The 19575-nt window shown below is 73.7% G+C and carries 18 protein-coding genes; 10 read left to right on the top strand and 8 right to left on the bottom strand.

The annotated features are described in order from the left end of the window. Nucleotides 1-81 precede the first annotated feature (81 nt). Together ACFY0O_RS26040 and ACFY0O_RS26035 are read right to left on the bottom strand one after the other, a co-directional pair. Nucleotides 82-363: a metal-sensitive transcriptional regulator gene (locus ACFY0O_RS26040; RefSeq protein ID WP_045947249.1), complete on the bottom strand. Its 282-nt coding sequence runs from the start codon at nt 361-363 to the stop codon at nt 82-84. An 87-nt stretch (nt 364-450) separates the two neighbouring features. Then, on the bottom strand, nt 451-1416 hold the full coding sequence (locus tag ACFY0O_RS26035) for a hypothetical protein (protein WP_388950676.1): 966 nt from the start codon (nt 1414-1416) through the stop codon (nt 451-453). Nucleotides 1417-1602: 186 nt separating this feature from the next. Here ACFY0O_RS26035 and ACFY0O_RS26030 point away from each other — a divergent pair, with 186 nt between their 5' ends. From ACFY0O_RS26030 to ACFY0O_RS25990, 9 genes are all read left to right on the top strand, one after another. Further along, entirely contained in the window at nt 1603-1890 is a 288-nt protein-coding gene (locus ACFY0O_RS26030; RefSeq protein WP_388950674.1) for a cation transporter, read from the top strand. Nucleotides 1891-1985: 95 nt separating this feature from the next. Beyond that, nucleotides 1986-4253, top strand: a complete 2268-nt coding sequence (locus ACFY0O_RS26025) for a heavy metal translocating P-type ATPase (RefSeq protein WP_358898256.1) — start codon at nt 1986-1988, stop codon at nt 4251-4253. 9 nt (nt 4254-4262) lie between these two features. Continuing rightward, nucleotides 4263-4544: a metal-sensitive transcriptional regulator gene (locus tag ACFY0O_RS26020; RefSeq protein ID WP_388950672.1), complete on the top strand. Its 282-nt coding sequence runs from the start codon at nt 4263-4265 to the stop codon at nt 4542-4544. 170 nt (nt 4545-4714) lie between these two features. After that, nucleotides 4715-5110, top strand: coding sequence for a BlaI/MecI/CopY family transcriptional regulator (locus ACFY0O_RS26015; protein ID WP_388950670.1), 396 nt, complete (start codon nt 4715-4717; stop codon nt 5108-5110). Beyond that, nucleotides 5107-6015: a M56 family metallopeptidase gene (locus ACFY0O_RS26010; RefSeq protein ID WP_388950668.1), complete on the top strand. Its 909-nt coding sequence runs from the start codon at nt 5107-5109 to the stop codon at nt 6013-6015. The genes ACFY0O_RS26015 and ACFY0O_RS26010 overlap by 4 nt, the downstream gene beginning before the upstream one ends. A gap of 130 nt (nt 6016-6145) precedes the next feature. Continuing rightward, complete coding sequence (locus tag ACFY0O_RS26005) at nt 6146-6625, top strand: GNAT family N-acetyltransferase (RefSeq protein WP_388950666.1); 480 nt, start codon at nt 6146-6148, stop codon at nt 6623-6625. 175 nt (nt 6626-6800) lie between these two features. Then, entirely contained in the window at nt 6801-7706 is a 906-nt protein-coding gene (locus ACFY0O_RS26000) for a class I SAM-dependent methyltransferase (protein ID WP_388950663.1), read from the top strand. Between the two features lie 102 nt (nt 7707-7808). Then, complete coding sequence (locus ACFY0O_RS25995; protein WP_358898267.1) at nt 7809-8252, top strand: transcriptional repressor; 444 nt, start codon at nt 7809-7811, stop codon at nt 8250-8252. A gap of 121 nt (nt 8253-8373) precedes the next feature. Then, the gene (locus tag ACFY0O_RS25990; RefSeq protein WP_388950660.1) at nt 8374-9426 is read left to right on the top strand and encodes a LuxR C-terminal-related transcriptional regulator; all 1053 of its coding nucleotides are present in this window, start codon (nt 8374-8376) and stop codon (nt 9424-9426) included. 334 nt (nt 9427-9760) lie between these two features. On the opposite strand, the gene mshA is transcribed toward ACFY0O_RS25990, so the two are convergent. The 3 genes from mshA to ACFY0O_RS25975 form a co-directional block, all read right to left on the bottom strand. Next, nucleotides 9761-11083, bottom strand: coding sequence for a D-inositol-3-phosphate glycosyltransferase (mshA, locus tag ACFY0O_RS25985; protein ID WP_388951251.1), 1323 nt, complete (start codon nt 11081-11083; stop codon nt 9761-9763). Between the two features lie 206 nt (nt 11084-11289). Then, a complete protein-coding gene (locus ACFY0O_RS25980; protein ID WP_388950657.1) occupies nt 11290-12864 on the bottom strand; it encodes a class I tRNA ligase family protein in 1575 nt (524 codons plus the stop codon). A gap of 245 nt (nt 12865-13109) precedes the next feature. Continuing rightward, nucleotides 13110-14924 (bottom strand): asparagine synthetase B family protein, encoded by a 1815-nt coding sequence (locus ACFY0O_RS25975; protein WP_388950654.1) that lies wholly within the window; start codon nt 14922-14924, stop codon nt 13110-13112. 102 nt (nt 14925-15026) lie between these two features. On the opposite strand from ACFY0O_RS25975, the gene ACFY0O_RS25970 reads away from it, so the two are divergent. Continuing rightward, entirely contained in the window at nt 15027-15773 is a 747-nt protein-coding gene (locus ACFY0O_RS25970; RefSeq protein WP_358898275.1) for a PIG-L deacetylase family protein, read from the top strand. A gap of 45 nt (nt 15774-15818) precedes the next feature. Here ACFY0O_RS25970 and ACFY0O_RS25965 read toward each other — a convergent pair whose 3' ends face one another. The 3 genes from ACFY0O_RS25965 to ACFY0O_RS25955 all read right to left on the bottom strand — a co-directional run. Beyond that, nucleotides 15819-16514 carry a maleylpyruvate isomerase family mycothiol-dependent enzyme gene (locus ACFY0O_RS25965; protein WP_388951248.1) on the bottom strand — a complete coding sequence of 232 codons (696 nt, stop codon included), beginning with the start codon at nt 16512-16514 and terminating at the stop codon, nt 15819-15821. 45 nt (nt 16515-16559) lie between these two features. Then, on the bottom strand, nt 16560-17966 hold the full coding sequence (gene ahcY, locus ACFY0O_RS25960; protein WP_388950651.1) for an adenosylhomocysteinase: 1407 nt from the start codon (nt 17964-17966) through the stop codon (nt 16560-16562). A 35-nt stretch (nt 17967-18001) separates the two neighbouring features. After that, nucleotides 18002-19575: vitamin B12 dependent-methionine synthase activation domain-containing protein (locus ACFY0O_RS25955; protein ID WP_388950648.1), on the bottom strand; the 1574-nt coding region annotated here is incomplete at its 5' end.

Raw genomic sequence — 19575 nt, 5'->3', positions numbered from 1 at the left:
GTCCGGGCCGGCCCCCTCGGAGGGGGCCGGCCCGGACGCGTGTGCGCGGGGGACGGCGGGCCGGCGCCGGTGCGCGCCGCCTCAGGCGCGGACCAGGCGGGCGATGGCCCGCGAGGCCTCCTCGACCTTGCCGCGGGCCTGGTCGCCGCCCTCGGCGATGGCGTCGGCGACGCAGGAGTGCAGGTGGTCCTCCATCATGGTCAGCCCGAAGGACTGCAGGGCCTTGGTGGCGGCGCTGACCTGGGTGAGCACGTCGATGCAGTACGTCCCCTCCTCGACCATGCGCTGCAGGCCGCGCACCTGGCCTTCGATGCGGCGCAGCCGCTTGAGGACGTCGTCCTTGTGGGAGGTGTAACCGGGCACGGCGATCGCTTCCCTTCATCGGGCCTTCTTTACCCCGGGGGGGTATGTCGACAACGAGGACGGGCCGCGGGATGTTCCGCCGGGCGGTCAGTGCGAGTGACCGCCCTGCTCCTCCCCGGCCGGCTGTGCGGGCTGCTCGGCGGGAGCCGCGGCCGCGCCGTCGCCGCCCGCCCGGACGGTGAAGGCCGCGGTGCGGACCTTGCCCTGGTGCTGGAAGTCCAGGAAGAGCCGGTAGGTGCCGGCGCTGGGGGCCGTGGCGGTGAAGGAGACGTCGGGGCCGGGGCCGCCCTCGTTGGGGTGCACGTGCAGGTAGGCGAGGTCGCCGTCGCGCAGGGCGACGAGGTGGCCGTAGGCCCCGAGGTAGGGCTCCAGGTCGGTGACGGGCTTGCCGTCCTTGCTGACGGTGAGCTTGAGTTCGCCGGGCTTGCCTGGCTGGAGGCTCCCGCCGAGGGCGACCTGGTAGCCGTCCACGTCGGCGGTGGGCGCTACGGGGGGCATCGGGTTCGGCGCGTAGGCGCCGGGGACGGTGAGGTCGGCGCCCAGGGTGACGTTCTTCGCGTCCCCGGCCGACGGGGCGAAGTCGGCGAAGGCCTTGTAGGCGCCGGCGGCGGGCAGGTCCACGGGGGTGGACCAGGTGCCGTCCGCGGCGCGCACCGGGTGGAGGTGGCGGAAGACCGCCAGGTCGCGCGAGGCGACGATGAAGTGCAGTTCCTTGCCGTGTTCGGTCTTGTATCCGGTGACCTTGCGGCTGGCGGCGTCCTTGACCGAGAACCTGAGCTCGCCCTGACCCGGGGCCACCACGGGGGTGTCGAGGCTCAGCGTGTAGCCGGCGTCGGAGACCTGGAGGCCGCCGGCCGCCGGGCCCTGGGCGGCGGCCTGGTCGTGGCCGCCGTGCCCGCCCTCCGCGGGCGCCTTCGCCTGGGTGGCGTGGGCCGCGTGCCCGGCCTTCGCCGGCTCGCCCACGGGGCCGACGCCCGCCCCGACCCCGTAGGCGGCGCCGAAGGCGGCCGCGAGTGCGGCGGCGAAGGCGGTGATCTTCACTCCGGTGTTCATGCCTGGTCTCCCGTACGACGTAGGTGCCGCGTACAGCGGTTCAATGGATCTCCACCATACCCCCAGGGGGTATCAAGTCAAGCGCGGGAAACTCTTGCGAACGGATACCTCGGGGGGGTATATCTGGAGTCAGGCCGGATACCCCCACAGGGTATCTGCACCACCCGCACGATCAAGGAGAAGCCCATGTCTTCCTGCTGTTCCCCCGATGGCGCCTGCGCCTCCAACGGTGAGACCACGACCACCGTCGCCGTCGTCGACAGCACCGCCACCGTCTACCGCGTCTCCGGCATGAGCTGCGGACACTGCCGGACGGCCATCACCGCGTCCGTCGGCGCGCTCGCCGGGGTCCTCACGGTGGACGTGGACGTGGACGGCGGCGTGGTCACCGTGACCACCGCCGGCGAGCCGGACGACGCCGCGATCGCCGCGGCCGTGGACGACGCCGGCTACGAGCTCACCGGCCGGGCCTGACGCCCGCCCCACCCCGACCCACCCGGACGCCGGGGCCCCGTCCTTCCCCCGGGGGCCCCGGCACCGGCCCCGCGCTCGAACGAGGAGCAGCACTCATGACCACCATCACCCCCGGCGCCGCCCAGGTCGAGCTCGCCATCGGCGGCATGACCTGCGCCTCGTGCGCGGCACGCATCGAGAAGAAGCTCAACCGCATGGACGGCGTCGAGGCGACCGTCAACTACGCCACCGAGAAGGCGAAGGTCACCTTCGACGCCGACGCGGACATCTCCGTCGCGGACCTGATCGCCACCGTCGAGGCCACCGGCTACACCGCGCACGAGCCCGCCCCGCCCCGTTCCTCCGCCCCGTCCGGCGCCGGGGAGGAGCCGCCGGCCGAGGCCGACGAACTGGCCCCGCTGCGCCAGCGGCTCACCGCCGCCGTCGTCCTCTCGGTGCCCGTCATCGCCATGGCGATGGTCCCGGCCCTCCAGATCGACTTCTGGCAGTGGCTCTCGCTGACCCTGGCCGCGCCGGTGGTCACCTACGCCGCCTGGCCCTTCCACCGCGCCGCCTGGACCAACGCCAAGCACGGCGCGGCCACCATGGACACCCTGATCTCGGTCGGCACGATCGCCGCGTTCCTGTGGTCGCTGTGGGCCCTGTTCTTCGGCACCGCCGGCACCCCCGGCATGCGGCACGCCTTCGAGTTCACCATCGCCCGCACCGACGGCGCGGGGAACATCTACCTGGAGGCGGCGGCCGGCGTCACCACCTTCATCCTGGCCGGCCGCTACTTCGAGGCGAAGTCCAAGCGCAAGGCCGGCGCCGCCCTCAAGGCGCTGCTGGAGCTGGGCGCCAAGGAGGTCACCGTGCTGCGCGGCGGCCAGGAGGTCACCGTGCCGACGGCCGACCTCCAGGTCGGCGACCGCTTCCTGGTCCGCCCGGGCGAGAAGATCGCCACCGACGGCACGGTGGTCGAGGGCTCCTCCGCCGTCGACGCCTCGATGCTGACCGGCGAGTCCGTGCCGGTCGAGGTCTCCGTCGGCGACTCCGTCACCGGCGCCACCCTGAACGCCGGCGGCCGCCTGGTCGTCGAGGCCACCCGGGTCGGCTCCGACACCCAGCTCTCCCGCATGGCCCGGCTGGTCGAGGACGCGCAGAACGGCAAGGCCGCCGCCCAGCGGCTCGCCGACAAGATCTCCGCCGTGTTCGTCCCGGTCGTCATCGCCATCGCGCTCGCCACCCTCGGCTTCTGGCTGGGCACCGGAGCGGGCCTGTCGGCCGCCTTCACCGCCGCCGTCGCCGTCCTGATCATCGCCTGCCCCTGCGCCCTGGGCCTGGCCACCCCGACCGCCCTCCTGGTCGGCACCGGGCGCGGCGCCCAGCTCGGCATCCTGATCAAGGGACCCGAGGTGCTGGAGTCCACCCGCAAGGTCGACACCATCGTCCTGGACAAGACCGGCACCGTCACCACCGGCCAGATGACCCTGCTGCACGTGCACACCGCCGAGGGCACCGACGAGACCGAGGTCCTGCGCCTGGCCGGAGCCCTGGAGCACGCCTCCGAGCACCCCATCGCCCAGGCGGTCGCCGCCGGCGCCGCCGCCCGCGTCGGGTCCCTGCCCGCCCCCGAGGACTTCGCCAACATCCCGGGCCTCGGGGTCCAGGGCGTCGTCGAGGGCCACGCCGTCCTCGTCGGCCGCGGCAAGCTGCTCGCCGAGTGGGCGATGCAGCTGCCCCCGCACCTGGAGCGCGCCAAGTCCGACGCCGAGTCGGCCGGCCGCACCGCCATCGCGGTGGCCTGGGACGGCGAGGCGCGCGCGGTGCTGGAGGTCGCGGACGCCGTCAAGGACACCAGCGCCGAGGCGATCCGCCGGCTGCGTGCCCTGGGCCTGACCCCGATCCTGCTGACCGGCGACAACAAGGCCGTGGCCGAGACCGTCGCCCGTGAGGTGGGCATCGACGAGGTCATCGCCGAGGTCATGCCGCAGGACAAGGTGGACGTGGTCAAGCGGCTGCAGGCCGAGGGCCGCAGCGTCGCGATGGTCGGCGACGGGGTCAACGACGCCGCCGCGCTCGCCCAGGCCGACCTCGGCCTGGCCATGGGCACCGGCACCGACGCCGCCATCGAGGCCGGCGACCTGACCCTGGTCCGGGGCGACCTGCGGGCCGCGGCCGACGCCATCCGGCTGGCCCGCAAGACGCTCGGCACGATCCGCTCGAACCTGTTCTGGGCCTTCGCCTACAACGTGGCCGCCCTGCCGCTCGCCGCGGCCGGACTGCTCAACCCGATGATCGCCGGAGCGGCCATGGCCTTCTCCTCGGTCTTCGTCGTCGGCAACAGCCTGCGTCTGCGCGGCTTCAGGGCCGCCGCCAACTGAGGAGCCCCCGTGGCCGGTTACGCATCACACAAGGAAGACGTCATCCGGCGGCTGCGGCGGATCGAGGGCCAGGTCCGCGGCGTCCAGCGGATGGTCGCCGAGGACGTCTACTGCATCGACGTGCTCACCCAGGTGTCCGCGATCAACGCCGCCCTCCAGTCCTGCGCGGTGACCCTGCTCGACGAGCACCTCGGCAGCTGCGTCACCGAGGCCATCGCCCAGGGCGGCGACCAGGCGAAGGCCAAGGTCGGCGAGGCGAGCAGGGCCATCGCCCGGCTGATCCGCGCGTAGCCCGGCGGCAGCGGGCCCGGGAGCCCCTCCACACGGAAGCCGTGTGGAGGGGCTCGCGGCGTTCCCCCGCCCCGCGCCCCGCGCCCGGTCTCCGCGTACCGGACCGGGGTATGCCCCCGCCGCGGGGGCGCGCCGTACGATGAGCCGCTGCCGAGGGGAGGGCGACGAGCATGCGCGTACGCCGGCTGGGAGAGCTGGAAGCCGAGATCATGGACCGGGTGTGGCAGTGGGAACGGCCCGCCTCCGTCCGCGAGATCGTCGACGACATCAACCGGGGGCGCAAGGTCGCCTACACCACCGTCATGACCGTGGCCGACATCCTGCACCGCAAGGGCTGGCTGAGCCGCGAGAAGTCGGGCCGGGCCTGGATGTACCAGGCGGTGCGCAGCCGTGAGGAGTACACCGCGGCGCTCATGCAGGACGCGCTCGGCGACAGCCAGGACCGGCGGGCCACGCTGCTGCGGTTCGTGGAGCGGATGTCCCACGAGGACGTCGAAGCGCTGGACGAGGCCCTGCGCGCCGCCCGCTCGGAACGCCCCTCCCCGGTGGGGGGCGAGGCCCTGTGAACCACCACGTCCTGCCCCCGCTGGGGCTCGCGCTGGTCACCGGCCTGGTACTGCCGTGGATGCTGGTCCGTGCCGTGTGGGCGCAGCAGGCGCCCCGGCTGGGGCTGGCCGTGTGGATCCTGTGCGGCGCCCTGTTCGCGGCGTCGACGGCGATGCTGCCGGCGCAGCTGGTGCTGCCCGCGCAGACCAGCCACCGGCTGGTCGACACGGCCCTGACCATGGACCTGCCCTCCGTGGGCCGGGTGCTGGACGCGTCCCCGCGCGAGGCCCTCGCCGCGCTGGCGGCGCTCGCGGTGCTGGCGGTGCCCGGGACCGGTTTCGTAAGGGAGCTGGCGCGGGCGCGCCGGGCGCGCACCCGGCACGCCGAACTGCTGCGACTGGTGGGCCGCTACGACGGGCGGCTGGGGGTGACGGTGCTGGACGACCCGCGCCCGGCGGTGTACTGCCTGCCGGGACGTTCGCGCCGGGTGGTGGTCTCGACGGGGGCCCTGGAGGTGCTCTCGGAGCAGGAGCTGGCCGCGGCGCTCGCGCACGAGCGGGCCCACATCGGCGGCCGCCACCACCTGCTGGTGGCGGCGGCGGGGGCGTACGCGTCGGTGTTCCGCCGGCTGCCGCTGGCCCGGATCGGCGGGCGGACGGTGCCGCTGCTGCTGGAGATGGCCGCCGACGACCGGGCGCTGCGCGGCTGTTCGCGCGACGCGCTGGCCAGGGCCCTGTACGCGCTGGCGACCGGGCACGCGCCGCACAAGGCGTTCGCGGCCGGCGGTCCGTCGGCGGCGGTGCGGATGCGGCGCATCCTGGGGCCGCGCCGGGCGGGCCGCCCGGTGCTGCGCGGGCTGTTCGCGGTGGCCCTCTCGGCGTCGGCCATCCTCCCGCTGATCGCGCTCTGTTGTTGGACCCGTTGATAGGGGGTCACCCAACCCGGCTATTTACTAAGCCAATTCGTAGATTTCCCCCCGACCCCCGGTACTCGAATTGGCCGCTATTGTGGGCGCGTGCGGGCTCAGGACCGGTGCGGTGAGAGGTGGGGGATAGATGCTGCTGGCTGACGTGCGGACGGCAGCTCCGGGGGACGCCCCGGCGATTTCCCGGCTCCTCGCCGCGGCCATACGCGAGGACTACGGCACCCTCCTCGGCGAAATAGGCGTCGGCCGGCTGGTGTCGGACCATTGCGCACTCCCCCGCATTCGAGCGGAAATTGGAATTCCCGGCGGGGCGCCCGCCTGGCTCGGCTGGCTGGTCGCCGCCGACGCGGACGGCAGCGTCGTCGGGGCGGTGTCGGGCGGGGTCCCCGTCACCGCCGAGGGCGAGCTCTACGCCCTGTGCACCGCCCCGGACCGCCGCCGGCAGGGCGTCGGCTCGGCCCTCCTGGCGGCCGCGGGCGAACGGATGCGGTCCCACGGGGCGCTGGCCCAGCGGGTCACGCTGCCCGCCGAGGCGGCCCCGTGCCTGCCGTTCTTCACCCGTCACGGGTTCACCGCGCTCTCGCCGGTCCGGCTGGGCCGCGCTCTCTGACTCCCTCGCCCCCCGCCCGGGACCGTGGCAGATCCACGCCATCGCGTGTTCACGCAGCCCGCAACGCTGGCCCCGACGCCCGCCCGCGGGACAGGATTTCCCCAGCGGCGCGGTCCCCCGGCGGCACGGGAGCCACGCCCCGGACGGCTGGACCGAGCGAGCCCCTGGAGGAGCGATGCACACACCGAGCGGCACTTCCCTGCCCTTCATGCCGGTCGTGCCCGCAGCGTTCGCACCGGTCCGGCCGGCCGCCCCGGAGGATTCCCGGCTCCCGGCGCAAGCAGGGTCCGCCGTGCTGCTCCCGGCGGACTGCCTGCCCGGGCTGGAGTCGGCCGCCCCGGCGGACGAGGACGCCGGCTGGCTGCACGACGCCCTGCTGGGCCCGCACAGCGCGGACATCGTCCGCTACCTGAGCCTCGCCCGCCGCTGCGGCGGCCCGGTCCTGGACCTGGGCTGCGGGGCCGGCCGCCTGGCGGTGCCCTTCGCCCGGCAGGGTTTCCGCGTCGAGGCGGTGGACCGGGACACGGCCAGCCTGGAGCGGCTGCGGGCCTGGGGCCGGCGCATCGGCCCCCAGGTCTCGCGGCTGCTGGTCACCACCCGGGGCGATCTCGCGGAACTGCGGCTGCGGGGCAGGTACCGGCTGGCCCTGCTGGCCGGGACGATGATCGCGGCCGTGCCGCCCCACGCCCGCCCCGGCCTGCTGCGGGAGGTCGCGGGGCGGCTGGAGCCGGGCGGCGCCCTGGCCCTCGACTTCACCGCGCACGGACCGCGCGGGCTGGCCGAGGAGCCCCGGCGCACCTGGGCCTTCCAGGTCCCCCGGTTCGACGGGGTCGAGGAGTGGACGGTGGCCCGGCAGGTCTTCGACCTGGACGGGATGACCGAGCGGATCACCTATCACTCCGTGCGCACGGGCAAGGTGCGCACCGAGCGGGTGGTGCGCGCCACCGACAAGTGGATCGTCGACGCGGAGGCCCTCGACGCCGAACTGGACGCGGCCGGCCTGCGGGTGGAACGGCGGCGCACGCACCGGCTGGACGGGCGGACCGAGAGCGTCCTGCTCGTGTGCCGGGCCGCGGGCTGAGCGGGCCGCCGCCTTTCCGCTCCTCCCGCTCGAGAAGGGCTCGCAAGAGGTACGATGCTCCCAAAGTTTTGAGTCGACCAGATTGCGGATGGTGGCGCGGTGATGGCTGTCGTGGAGGAGTCGACCGGCCGCGAGGCGGTGATCCAGCGCCTCCGCGACGTGGGACTGCGGGTCACCGGGCCGCGCCTGGAGGTGCTGCAGGTCCTGGCGGCGGGCGGGCACATGGACGTCGAGTCCATCACGGCCGCGGCCCGTGAGCGTCTGGGCACCCTCACCAGCCAGGCCGTCTACGAGATGCTGCGGCACTTCCTGGAGACGGGCCTGGCCGCGAAGTTCGACCGTCCCGGCCTGCCCGCGGTCTTCGAGGTCGCCGGCCCGCCCCACCAGCACGCGCTGTGCGTGCGCTGCGGCCGGGTGGAGAACGTCGAGGCCCCGGTTCCGGAGCCGCCGCGCGGCGCGCCGCTCACCGCCTGGCGTATGGACGGGGGCGCGGAGGTCGTCTTCAAGGGGCTGTGCCCCGACTGCCTGAGCGCGCCCCGGGACTGATCCCGCACCTCAGAGCCATCGAGTGACCCCCGTCACATCAGAAACAGGGGGGCAGCGGGTCCCCCATCGGCATGTGCCAAAGTGTGACTGTCGATTCGTAAGACGAGGGGGTCGCTTCGCGATGGCAACGGGCGATGGCAGGGACGGCATCCAGTCGGCCGACAAGGTGCTGGCCCTCTATCAGGAGCTGCGCCTGCGCGGGGTGTCCAACCTCAACGACGCCTTCGAGGAGCTCGACCTCTCGTCCGAGGAGCGCGAGAAGTGGCGGGCGGAGCTGATCTCGCTCGGCCTCATCGTGCCGACCGGCACCACCCACGCCACCCGCGCCGACCTCCAGTCCGGCGAGTGGCGGCCGGGCCCGGACGCGGTCGCGGCCGTCGACCCGGAGATCGCCCTGCTGCGGATGCTCCAGCGCGAGCGGGAGCGGCTGCGCGAGCACCTGGACGAGTCGGACCGGGCGTACAGCGCGCTGGAGACACTGGTCGGACGGTTCCTGCGGCCCGGTGCGCTGGGCGGCTCCGACGTCGAGGTGGAGATCCTCGACGACTACGGGCGGATCCAGCAGGTGCTGGAGGACATCACCGACGTCATCCGGCACGACCTGACGTCCATGCACGTGACGGCCCTGGTGCGGGAGGTCGCGGACCGGGTGCTCAGCAGGGACCGCCGGCAGATCGACAACGGGGTGCGCATCCGCGCCATCTACCACCAGCGGATCACCACGTCGCCGGAGGCGGTGGAGATGCTCCGGCGCCGGGTCGAGGCCGGCGTCGAGATCCGCCTCTCCCCCGCCGTCCCGATGAACATGATCATCGCGGACCAGCAGTTCGCCGTCCTGCCCGTGCACCCCGAGGACCGGTCGGCCGGCGCGATCCTGGCCCGCGGGCCGGCGCTCGTGCGCTCCTATCTGGCGCTGTACGAACACTGCTGGCACGCGGCCACCCCCTATGGCGACGACGTCGCGCCGGAACTCGGCGGCGACGGACTGTCCGAACAGCAGCGGGCGGCCCTGAAAATGCTGGCCTCGGGAATGAAGGACGAAAAGGTCGCCCGGACCCTGGGGGTTTCCCTGCGGACGGTGAGCCGCATGCTTTCCGAGCTGATGCAGGAAATGGGGGCGTCCAGTCGATTCGAGGCCGGAGTGCGCGCGCAGCGGCTCGGCTGGCTGGACTGAACGGAATGGCGGAAGAGCGGAAATAAAAGACCCCGCGACCGCCCGGAGGGGCGATCGCGGGGTGATGTCCGCCGGTCCGGCCGGTCGTTCAGTCCCAGCCGTTGCCGTTGTCGCGGATCGTACAGAGCGGACGGACGGTGGCGGTGTGCACAGCGGACATGATTCCTCCAGGAATTGCGGAACATCGATTCGGTCTCCGCGGATCCGTGCCGCCGGTATTCCTTCGAAGACCTCTTCATTGTCGTACGGATTCCGGGGGCGGGCCAGCTGCCTATAGCGCACCTGAGGCGGATCTGAAGGAGTTCATACAGACGTTACGCTTGCGCACCTTTGGTCAGCTCAAAAGTGCTGCTAGGGTGGAATTCCGGCCTTCTCGACCCTCCAGGGGAGAGGCGTCGGCGAGGCAGGAGCGTGCCGCCGCTCCTGCCTCACTCATGTCCGCGCCCGGCCGCGCCCCTTCCTCCCGCAGCACGTCCCGGTAGACCTCGACGGTCCGCGCCGCCGCACCGCGCCAACTCATGTTCCGGGCGTGGGCCACCGCCGCCCGGCCCATCACCGCGGCCTCCCCCGGGTGTTCGGCGAACCACAGCAGCCATCGGGCGTACTCCGCCGGATCGTTGCCGTGCACGAGCGCCCCCGTCACCCCGTCCCGCACCGCCGTCGGCAGCCCGCCCACGGCGGAGGCCAGGACCGGGGTCCCGCACGCCTGCGCCTCCAGGGCCACCAGCCCGAACGACTCGCTGCGCGAGGGCACCATCAGCACGTCGGCCGCCCGGTACCACAGTGCCAACTCCCGCTGCGGTACGGGCGGGTGGTGCCGCAGCACCTGCGCGACCCCCAGCTCGCGGGCGAGTTCCCAGGCCTCCCCGCGCGGCCCGGCCCCCGAGTTGCCGCCCACCACGGGGACCAGGGTCCGCCCGCGCAGATGCGGGGCCCGCTCCAGCAGGCCGGCGACCGCGCGGACCATCACGTCCGGCCCCTTGAGCGGCTGGATGCGGCCCGCGTACAGCGGGATGAACGCGTCGGCCGGCAGCCCGAGCCGGGCCCGCGCCTCCGCCCTCCCCCGGCCGGGACCGAAGGTGGCCAGGTCCACGCCCGGCCGCACGATCCGCGTGCGGCGCGCGTCGGCCCCGTACAGCTCGGACAGCGCCCGGGCCTCGTCGCCGGTGTTGGCGATCAGCCGGTCCGCGGAGCCGGCCACCTGGTGCTCGCCGCGGATCCGCAGCTCGGGCTCGGGGGTGTCGCCCTCGGCGAGGGCGGCGTTCTTGACCCGGGCCAGCGTGTGGGCGGTGTGCACGAACGGGATCCGCCAGCCGGCCGCCGCGATGCGGCCGGCCTGGCCGGAGAGCCAGTAGTGCGAGTGCACCAGGTCGTAGCGCCGCTCCTCCTTGAGCAGCGCCAGCGAGAACGGCACCACCAGGGCCGGCATGTCCTCCTTGGACAGCGGCGCGCGCGGGCCGGCCTCCAGGTGCCGCACCCGCACCCCGGGGCCGAGGCCGGCCGGGTCGGGGTGCTCCTCGCCCGCGCACCGGGTGAACAGGTCCACCTCCACGCCCTGTTCGGCCAGGGCGCGGGAGAGCTGGACCATGTAGACGTTCATGCCGCCCGCGTCCCCGGTGCCGGGCTGGTGCAGCGGCGAGGTGTGGACGCTGAGCATGGCGACGCGCAGGGACACGTGGAACTCCAACGGGGAGTGGCCGCGCGCCCCGCACCGCCGGTGACCGGCGCGCGGTCACGCGGCGAAGGAGGGTGGTCGTCTCGCTGTGGTGCGGATGGTGCGGATGGTTCCGTGGTGCGGAGAGTGCCGCCGTGTGGGGGGCGGCGGCACGAACCGGCTCCCTGGCCGGAGCCGGGGGCGGGGGGTCAGAAGCCGAAGACCGGGCCTGAGGTCGGGGCCAGGCGGGTGCCGGGGGCGGGGGGGACGAGGGCCGCGGCCGAGACCGGGCCGCCCGGCTCCGCCTTGAGGGCGGCGGCCAGCCGGTCGGCGCCCTCCGGCATCACCGGCCGCGCCCAGGCGGCGAGCGCCCGGGCCACGGCCAGCTGGCCCGCGAGCGCCGACAGGTGACGGCTGTCGGCCGTGGGCCGGTGCGCCTCGTGCGCGTTGACGTGGCCGAAGTCGGCCGCGGAGCGCACCATCTCGTCGAGCAGGGCGACGGCCCTGCGCGGGTCGAAGGACTCGGGCGAGTACGCCTCCCGCAGGTCTTCCACCCCCCGCAGCAGCCGCCGTTCCAGCACCTCCCAGCCGGCGCCGCCGGGCAGCGCCGCCGGGGCCAGCCCGGCGCCCTCCTCGCGGACGGCCGCGAACAGCCGCTGCAGCCAGCTGTTCCAGCTCTCGTCGAGCTCCCGGCGCGCGGCGGCGAGCCGCTCGGGCCGGAACTCCGTGCGCCGGCCCAGCGGCCGGGCCTGCAGGACGTGCCGGCGCAGCGTGTCGGACCCGTACTCGGTGATCAGGTCCAGCGCCCAGGCCTTCTGGCCGGAACCCCAGACCAGGGCCTCGTCGTCCACGACGTACGCCTCGTTGACGCAGAAGTGCTGCGGCAGCTTGACGCCCTGGGCGAAGAGCAGGACCGGCAGCAGCACGGCGTGGCAGAAGGCGTGGCCGAAGCCGCAGAAGTGGATGGCCCGTTCGGGCAGCGCCTGGTCCCCGTAGCCGAACAGGTGCATCGCGGCGGCCTCGAAGCAGCCGTCGATCCGGTGCTCGGGGAAGCCGTCGACCGGGACGGGCAGCCCCCATTCCGCCGGGTGGGCCACCGCGATGTCGGGCAGGCCGTCCTCGACGAGGGACTCGCACAGCGCGGCCAGCCGCGGCGGCAGGCCGGCGGTGGCCCAGTACTCGGCGAGGGCCTCCCGGTGCGGCTCCAGCGGGACGTAGAGCCGGCGGCAGCGGCGCGGCACGGCCGCGGAGCCGCACTGGGCGCAGCGGGGCTCCAGCAGGTCGCCGCCGTCGTTGGGGCGGGCGCACTCGTGGCACATGCCGCCCTCGCTGGAGGCGGAGCAGTGCGGGCAGCCGCCGGTGACGTGGGCCCCGTGGAGCCAGCGCTCGCAGGGCTCGCAGTACGGGGTGAGGCGGGTCCGGGCGGCGATGACGCCGTCGGCGTGCAGGCGCCGGAAGAGGTCCGCGAGCCAGCGTCCGTAGCCCTTGTCCTGGCGGGGGCGCACGACGTGGTCGAACTCCACGCCCGAGCGCAGCCAGTCCGAGGTGATGGCGGCCCGGTACCCCTCCGCGACCTCCTCCGGTTTGCGGCCCGCGCGCAGGGCGCGGGCGTGTACGGAGCTGTTGTGGTCGGCGGTGCCCGTGGTGAACAGGACGGGTTCGCCCTCGGCCCTCAGGTAGCGCGACAGGACGTCCGCCGCGACGTAGGGGCCCGCGAGGTGTCCGACGTGCAGTTCGCCGTGGGTGGCCGGAGGGGTCGCGGTGATCCATACGGGGGTGCTCATGGGACCTCCTTGACGTGGTGGTGCGCAGTACGCAGCGGGGCTCGGCACGGGATGAGCGCTCGGGGCGTCGGGCCGCTGCCCGGCCGCCGGGAAGCCCGGGGTGCCGCCGTTCCAGCGTGACAGAGAAACGAACCGCCCGGTCTGGTATCCGGGTGCGCGTTCACGCCGTTGCGTGGACACGCCAGGAGGTACCGGCCGGTCGGCCGGGTGCTCCGGGGGCCACCGGCCGTGCCCCGCGGGGCCGTTCAGGCGGCGCAGTCGAGCGGGACGCGCAGGCCCCGGACCACCTCGGTCCACAGCTCGTGCGCGGCCAGCGCCCACAGCGCGAGCGCGTCGCCTTCCGAGGGGCGCTCCAGCTGACGGGCCAGCAGGGCCCCGACCCTTTCGGGCCGGACCCGCCCGGCCCGCGCCAGCCGCTCCGGGGAGAGCAGTTCGCGCACGGGGTCCAGCAGCGGGCCGCCGGGCGCGATCAGGGCGGCGAGGGGCGGGGCGGACGGCTGCCGGGCGCGCAGGGCCACGGCCTGGGGCAGCAGCTCGCGCGCCGCCCCGTGCAGGACCCGGCGGTCGTGCGGGCCCGCGGGCGCGAGGGCGCGGGCGGCGACGGCGGGGCGGCAGAAGGGCATCCTGGCCTCGACGGCCCAGGCCATGCCCAGGTGGTCGGCCCGGCGCAGCGGGCCGGCGGGCAGCCGCCAGCGGGTCTCGAAGGCGGTGACGGCGGCGCGCCGGTCGCCGTCGGGGCAGGAGCGCAGCTCGTGCGCCACGCGGTCGGCGGCCGAGCCCTCGTCGGCCAGGTAGGCGCGGTAGGCGGGCGTGTACAGCCACTGGCGGAGCAGGCGGGGTACGGCGCCCAGCGTGTCGGCGTAGGAGGCGGCCCAGTCCGCGCCGGTGGGTGCCGAGGCGGCGGCCTGCAACCGGGCGGGGCCGCCGAACAGTTCGTCGGCGCCGTCCCCGGTCAGCGCGACGGTGTACCCGGCCTGCCGGGCGGCGCGGAAGAGGGCGTAGGCGGTGAGGGCGGCCGGGTCGGCGTCGGGCTGCCCCAGGTGGCGGGTGGTCCGGGTGAGCAGCGAGGGCAGTTCGGCCGGGTCCAGGGTGACCTCGTGGTGGACGGCGCGGGTGCGCCGGGCGACCTGTCGGGCCCGGCTCTGCTCGGCGCCGGGCCACCGGCCGCGCAGGGCGAGGTGGAAGCTGTGCGGGGCGGGCGCCCCGGTCTCCCGGGCGTACTCGGCCGCCAGGGCGGTGACCAGGCCGGAGGCGAGTCCCCCGCTGGTCAGGGTGCACACCGGCACGTCGGCCGGGGCCAGCCGCCGCACCTCGCCGCGCAGCAGGTCCTGCACGTCCCGCCCACCGTCCCCGCCGGCCGCCTGTGGGGCCCCCTCCTGCCCGCCGGGGGGTCTGCGCCGTACGACGGGCGCCCGGCCGGGCCGTACGAGGGCGGTCGCTCCGGGTGGCAGCAGGCCGATGCCCTCCAGGGCGGTGCGGGCCGAGACGGGGGTGCGCAGGCACAGGACGGTGTCGAGGCTGTCCTCGCGCGGGGCGGTCCGCACCCCGTCGAAGGCCAGCAGCGCGGGGATCTCGGAGGCGAAGCGGAACGTGCCGTCCGCGCCGTGGTGGTAGTGGAGGGGCTTGATGCCCAGCGCGTCGACGGCGAGGACCAACCGGGGCTCCGCGCGCAGATCGAGGACGGCGACCGCGAACATGCCGTCCAGCCGCCGCGCGAAGTCGGGGCCGTGTTCCGCGTACAGCGCGGGCAGCAGGGTGCCGTCGCAGTGGTCGGGGAACCGGTGGCCTCGGGCGGCGAGTTCGCGCCGCAGGGCGGTGTGGTTGTGGATCTGTCCGTTCAGCACGGCCGTGATGCCCGGCAGGTGCGCGAGCCGGTGGGGCCGGCCCCCGCCGCCCGGGTCGGTCACGGCGAGCCGGTCGCAGCCGAGCGCCCAGCCCGGCCCGCGCAGCACGCGGTGCCCGTCGGGGCCGCCGTGCCGCTGCCGGGCCGCGACGGCGGCGAGTTCGGCCGGGTCCGGACGGGCCGGCGCGGGCGACAGGGAGCCGAAGATCCTGCACATGGACGGACGCGCCTCCGCTTCGCGTGGCGTACAGGCGACATGTCGCGAGTACGCCAAAGGGGCTGCCTTGCGGGCCGGGTCCGGGCCCAACAGGCTGATCGCATGGAACACTTCGCGACCCATCTCATTGACCGCAGCGCACCGGAATCCCTGCTGGTCGTGGCCGCGCACCCCGACGACATCGAGTTCTGCGTCAGCGGGACGGTCATGCGGTGGATCGCGCAGGGCACGCAGCGCGTGACGTACTGCATCGTCACGGACGGCGGCGCCGGCGGCTACGACGAACGGCTGCCCCGCCAGGCCATGGGCGACCTCCGCCGGGCCGAGCAGGTCCATTCGGCCAAGCGCAGCGGCGTCGACGACGTCCGCTTCCTGGGCTACCCGGACGGCTACGTGGAGCCGAGCGTGGAATTGCGCCGCGACCTGTGCCGGGTGATCCGGGAGGTACGCCCGCAGCGGGCCGTGATACCCAGCCCGGAGATCAACTGGTCCCGCGTCGCGGACCTGCACCCCGACCACCGTGCGGTGGGCGACGCGGCCCTGCGGGCGGTCTACCCCGAGGCGCGCAACCCCTTCGCCCACCCGTCCCTGCTCAAGGAGGAGGGGCTGGAGCCGTGGATCGTGCCCGAGCTGTGGCTGATGACCGGCCCGACCCCGAACCAGTACGTCGACGTCACGCCGGTCTTCGACCGGAAGGTGGAGGCGCTGCGCATCCACACCTCGCAGACCGCGCACTTCGACGATCTGGCGGGGCTGTTGCGGGACTGGCTGGGCGAGCACGCCCGGGCGGCGGGGCTGCCGCCCGGGCGGATGGCGGAGGCCTTCCAGGTCGTGCGGATCGACGGCTGAGCGCCCGCCCGGGCCGGGTCGCGGCCCGGGCGCACCCCGGCGGTCTCAGCGGTAGATGAGCAGTTCCTCTTCTGCCGCGCCCGCCAGTTCGTAGCGGGTGGCGACCAGCGGACGGCCCGAGTAGAGCCGGATCAGCGTGGCCGCGTCGCCGCTGAACCGGGCCGGGGGCCGGCCCTCCACCTCGTTGCCCAGTTCCAGCGCTCCGGTGTGACCGTCGAGGTCGGCGATCAGCCGGGGCGTTTCGCGCTTGCGGCTGGTGACCTGTAGCAGGGGCAGGGCGAGGGCGAGGCTGTCGCCCCCGTACGCGCCCGGCTCCCCGAAGGCCTCGCGGACGTCGCCCGCGTGGATCCACTCCCCCAGGGCCACCGCGTCGAGCCTGCCGTCACCGGCGGCGATGACCGGGCCGGCCTCGCTGAAGCCGCGTTCCAGCTCGTCCACGATCCGGCCCACCGGCCAGTCCACGCGCTCGGCCACGTCGGCGGCGTTGGCGGCGGGGAGGAAGACCCCCTCCTCCAGCCGGCCCTCGACGATCCGGACGAGGGCCGCCGCGCAGTGGGCGAGGACGTCCCGGGCGGTCCAGCCGGGGCAGGCGGTGCGCAGCCCGAACGAGGCCTCCGGGGTGCGGCGCAACAGCGGGATCAGCAGGTCCCGTTCGGTGCGCAGCAGCAGGTCCGGGAGCCACGGGTCGCGTTCGCCGGGAGCCGTGTCCGGGGCGAGGTCCGGGGCGAGGTCCGGGACGATGGCCGCGGCGGTCTGCACGATGGTGTCCACGGTCTCCCCCCGCGGTCAGTAGCGGTAGTGGTCGGGCTTGTACGGGCCCTCGACCTTGACGCCGATGTACTCCGCCTGCTCCGGGCGCAGGGTGGTCAGCTTGACCCCGAGGGCGTCGAGGTGGAGGCGGGCGACCTTCTCGTCCAGGTGCTTGGGCAGCACGTAGACGTCGGTCGGGTACTCCTCGGGCTTGGTGAACAGCTCGATCTGCGCCAGGGTCTGGTCCGCGAAGGAGTTCGACATCACGAACGACGGGTGGCCCGTCGCGTTGCCCAGGTTCAGCAGACGGCCCTCGGACAGGACGATCAGCACCTTGCCGTCGGGGAACGTCCAGGTGTGGACCTGCGGCTTGACCTCGTCCTTGACGATGCCGTCGATCTTCGCCAGACCGGCCATGTCGATCTCGTTGTCGAAGTGGCCGATGTTGCCCACGATCGCCTGGTGCTTCATCTTGGCCATGTCCGCGGCCATGATGATGTCCTTGTTGCCCGTCGTGGTGATGAAGATGTCGGCCGTCTCCACGACATCGTCCAGCGTCGCGACCTGGTAGCCGTCCATCGCCGCCTGCAGCGCGCAGATCGGGTCGATCTCCGTGACGATGACACGGGCGCCCTGGCCGCGCAGCGACTCCGCGCAGCCCTTGCCCACGTCGCCGTAACCGCAGACGACCGCGACCTTGCCGCCGATCAGCACGTCGGTGGCGCGGTTGATGCCGTCGATCAGCGAGTGGCGGCAGCCGTACTTGTTGTCGAACTTCGACTTCGTCACCGCGTCGTTCACGTTGATCGCCGGGAAGAGCAGGTCACCCGAGGCCATCATCTCGTAGAGGCGGTGGACACCCGTCGTGGTCTCCTCCGTCACACCACGGATCTCGGACGCGAGGGCGGACCAGTCGATGTCCGTCTTCGCCAGCAGGCCCAGGACGATGGCCATTTCCTCGTTGTCGGCGGTCGAGGCGTCGGGGACGGCCCCGGCCTTCTGGTACTCGACGCCCTTGTGGACGAGGAGGGTGGCGTCACCGCCGTCGTCGAGGATCATGTTCGGGCCGGCCTGTCCGGGCCAGGTCAGCGCCTGCTCCGTACACCACCAGTACTCCTCCAGCGTCTCGCCCTTCCAGGCGAAGACCGGGATCCCGGCGGCCGCGATCGCCGCGGCGGCGTGGTCCTGCGTCGAGTAGATGTTGCAGGACACCCAGCGGACCTCGGCACCGAGCGCCACCAGGGTCTCGATCAGGACGGCGGTCTGCACGGTCATGTGCAGGGAGCCGGTGATCCGGGCGCCGGCCAGCGGCTGCGCCTCGGCGTACTCCCGGCGGATCGACATCAGACCCGGCATCTCGTGCTCGGCCAGGGTGATCTCCTTGCGGCCGAAGGCGGCAAGGGAAAGGTCGGCGACCTTGTAGTCGGTGAATGCGGCAGACATGCGGTGTGCTCCTTGAAGAGGTACGGGGGCCGGGGTCATCGGCGGCCTCCCGCGTTGAAGTAGCCGGCCTCGGGGTGGTGGACGACCAGGGCGTCGGTGGACTGCTCGGGGTGGAGCTGGAACTCCTCCGAGAGGTGGACCCCGATCCGCTCGGGGCGGAGCAGTTCGGCGATCTTGGCCCGGTCGGACAGCTCCGGGCAGGCCGGGTAGCCGAGCGAGTAGCGGCAGCCCTGGTACTCGGTGCGGAACATGCCGTCCATGCCCGCCGGGTCGGACCCTGCGATCCCCAGTTCGGCGCGGACGCGGGCGTGCCAGTACTCGGCGAGGGCCTCGGCCAGCTGCACGGACAGGCCGTGCAGTTCCAGGTAGTCGCGGTAGGAGTCGGATTCGAACAGCTTGGCCGTGGCCTCGCCGATCCTCGAACCGACGGTGACCACCTGGAGGCCGATGACGTCGGTCTCGCCGGACTCCTCGGGGCGGAAGAAGTCGGCGAGGCACAGGCGCCGGCCCCGGCTCTGGCGGGGGAAGGTGAAGCGGGTCCGCTCGGCGCCGTCCTCGTCCAGGATGATCAGGTCGTCGCCCTTGGAGACGCACGGGAAGTAGCCGTGGACCACGGCCGCTTCGAGGAGCCGCTCGGTGTGCATCCGGTCCAGCCAGCCGCGCAGGCGGGGCCTGCCGTCCGTGGCGATCGAGTCCGCGTCCTTGAGGCCCCACTGCCCCTTGAACAGTGCCTGCTCGTCCAGCCAGCCCGCGTACTCCTTGAGCTGGATGCCCTTGACGACCCGGGTCCCCCAGAAGGGCGGGGTGGGCACCGGGTTGTCGACGGCCACGTCGGACCGGCCGGCCTCCTCCGGTTCCCGCACGTCGAGGACGGCGGCCCGCTGCGGTACGCGGCGCTGCTTGAGGGGCGGGAGTTCGGCGCCGGGAACGCCGCGCTTGACGGCGATCAGCGCGTCCATCAGCCGCAGGCCCTCGAACGCGTCACGGGCGTAGCGGACCTCGCCCTCGTAGATCTCGTGGAGGTCCTGCTCCACGTAGGCCCGGGTCAGGGCCGCACCGCCCAGGATCACCGGAAAACGGGCCGCCAGTCCCCTGGAGTTCAGTTCTTCCAGGTTCTCCTTCATGATCACGGTGGACTTCACCAGGAGCCCGGACATGCCGATCACATCGGCCTTGTGCTCCTGCGCCGCCTCCAGGATCGCCGAGACCGGCTGCTTGATCCCGATGTTCACGACGTTGTAGCCGTTGTTCGTCAGGATGATGTCGACCAGGTTCTTGCCGATGTCATGGACATCACCACGGACCGTGGCCAGCACGATCGTGCCCTTGCCCTCCGCGTCGGTCTTCTCCATGTGCGGTTCGAGGTAGGCCACGGCCGTCTTCATCACCTCGGCCGACTGGAGCACGAACGGCAGCTGCATCTGCCCCGACCCGAACAGCTCGCCGACGACCTTCATCCCCTCCAGCAGGGTGTCGTTGACGATGTCCAGCGCGGGCCGGGTCTGGAGGGCCTCGGCGAGGTCCGCCTCCAGACCGTTCTTCTCCCCGTCGATGATCCGCCGCTGCAGGCGCTCGTCCAGCGGCAGGGCGAGGAGCTCCTCGGCCTTGC

This window comes from Streptomyces sp. NPDC001594 (assembly GCF_042893675.1).
Lineage (GTDB): Bacteria > Actinomycetota > Actinomycetes > Streptomycetales > Streptomycetaceae > Streptomyces.
This window is presented reverse-complemented; position numbering and strand designations above follow the sequence as displayed.

Excerpts from the sequence above, each read along its gene's own strand:
- ACFY0O_RS26035 (WP_388950676.1), bottom strand. The coding sequence starts at position 1,416 with ATGAACACCGGAGTGAAGATCACCGCCTTCGCCGCCGCACTCGCGGCC.
- ACFY0O_RS26030 (WP_388950674.1), top strand. The coding sequence starts at position 1,603 with ATGTCTTCCTGCTGTTCCCCCGATGGCGCCTGCGCCTCCAACGGTGAG.
- ACFY0O_RS26025 (WP_358898256.1), top strand. The coding sequence starts at position 1,986 with ATGACCACCATCACCCCCGGCGCCGCCCAGGTCGAGCTCGCCATCGGC.
- ACFY0O_RS26015 (WP_388950670.1), top strand. The coding sequence starts at position 4,715 with ATGCGCGTACGCCGGCTGGGAGAGCTGGAAGCCGAGATCATGGACCGG.
- ACFY0O_RS26005 (WP_388950666.1), top strand. The coding sequence starts at position 6,146 with ATGCTGCTGGCTGACGTGCGGACGGCAGCTCCGGGGGACGCCCCGGCG.
- ACFY0O_RS26000 (WP_388950663.1), top strand. The coding sequence starts at position 6,801 with ATGCACACACCGAGCGGCACTTCCCTGCCCTTCATGCCGGTCGTGCCC.
- ACFY0O_RS25995 (WP_358898267.1), top strand. The coding sequence starts at position 7,809 with ATGGCTGTCGTGGAGGAGTCGACCGGCCGCGAGGCGGTGATCCAGCGC.
- ACFY0O_RS25990 (WP_388950660.1), top strand. The coding sequence starts at position 8,374 with ATGGCAACGGGCGATGGCAGGGACGGCATCCAGTCGGCCGACAAGGTG.
- mshA (WP_388951251.1), bottom strand. The coding sequence starts at position 11,083 with ATGCTCAGCGTCCACACCTCGCCGCTGCACCAGCCCGGCACCGGGGAC.
- ACFY0O_RS25980 (WP_388950657.1), bottom strand. The coding sequence starts at position 12,864 with ATGAGCACCCCCGTATGGATCACCGCGACCCCTCCGGCCACCCACGGC.
- ACFY0O_RS25975 (WP_388950654.1), bottom strand. The coding sequence starts at position 14,924 with ATGTGCAGGATCTTCGGCTCCCTGTCGCCCGCGCCGGCCCGTCCGGAC.
- ACFY0O_RS25970 (WP_358898275.1), top strand. The coding sequence starts at position 15,027 with ATGGAACACTTCGCGACCCATCTCATTGACCGCAGCGCACCGGAATCC.
- ahcY (WP_388950651.1), bottom strand. The coding sequence starts at position 17,966 with ATGTCTGCCGCATTCACCGACTACAAGGTCGCCGACCTTTCCCTTGCC.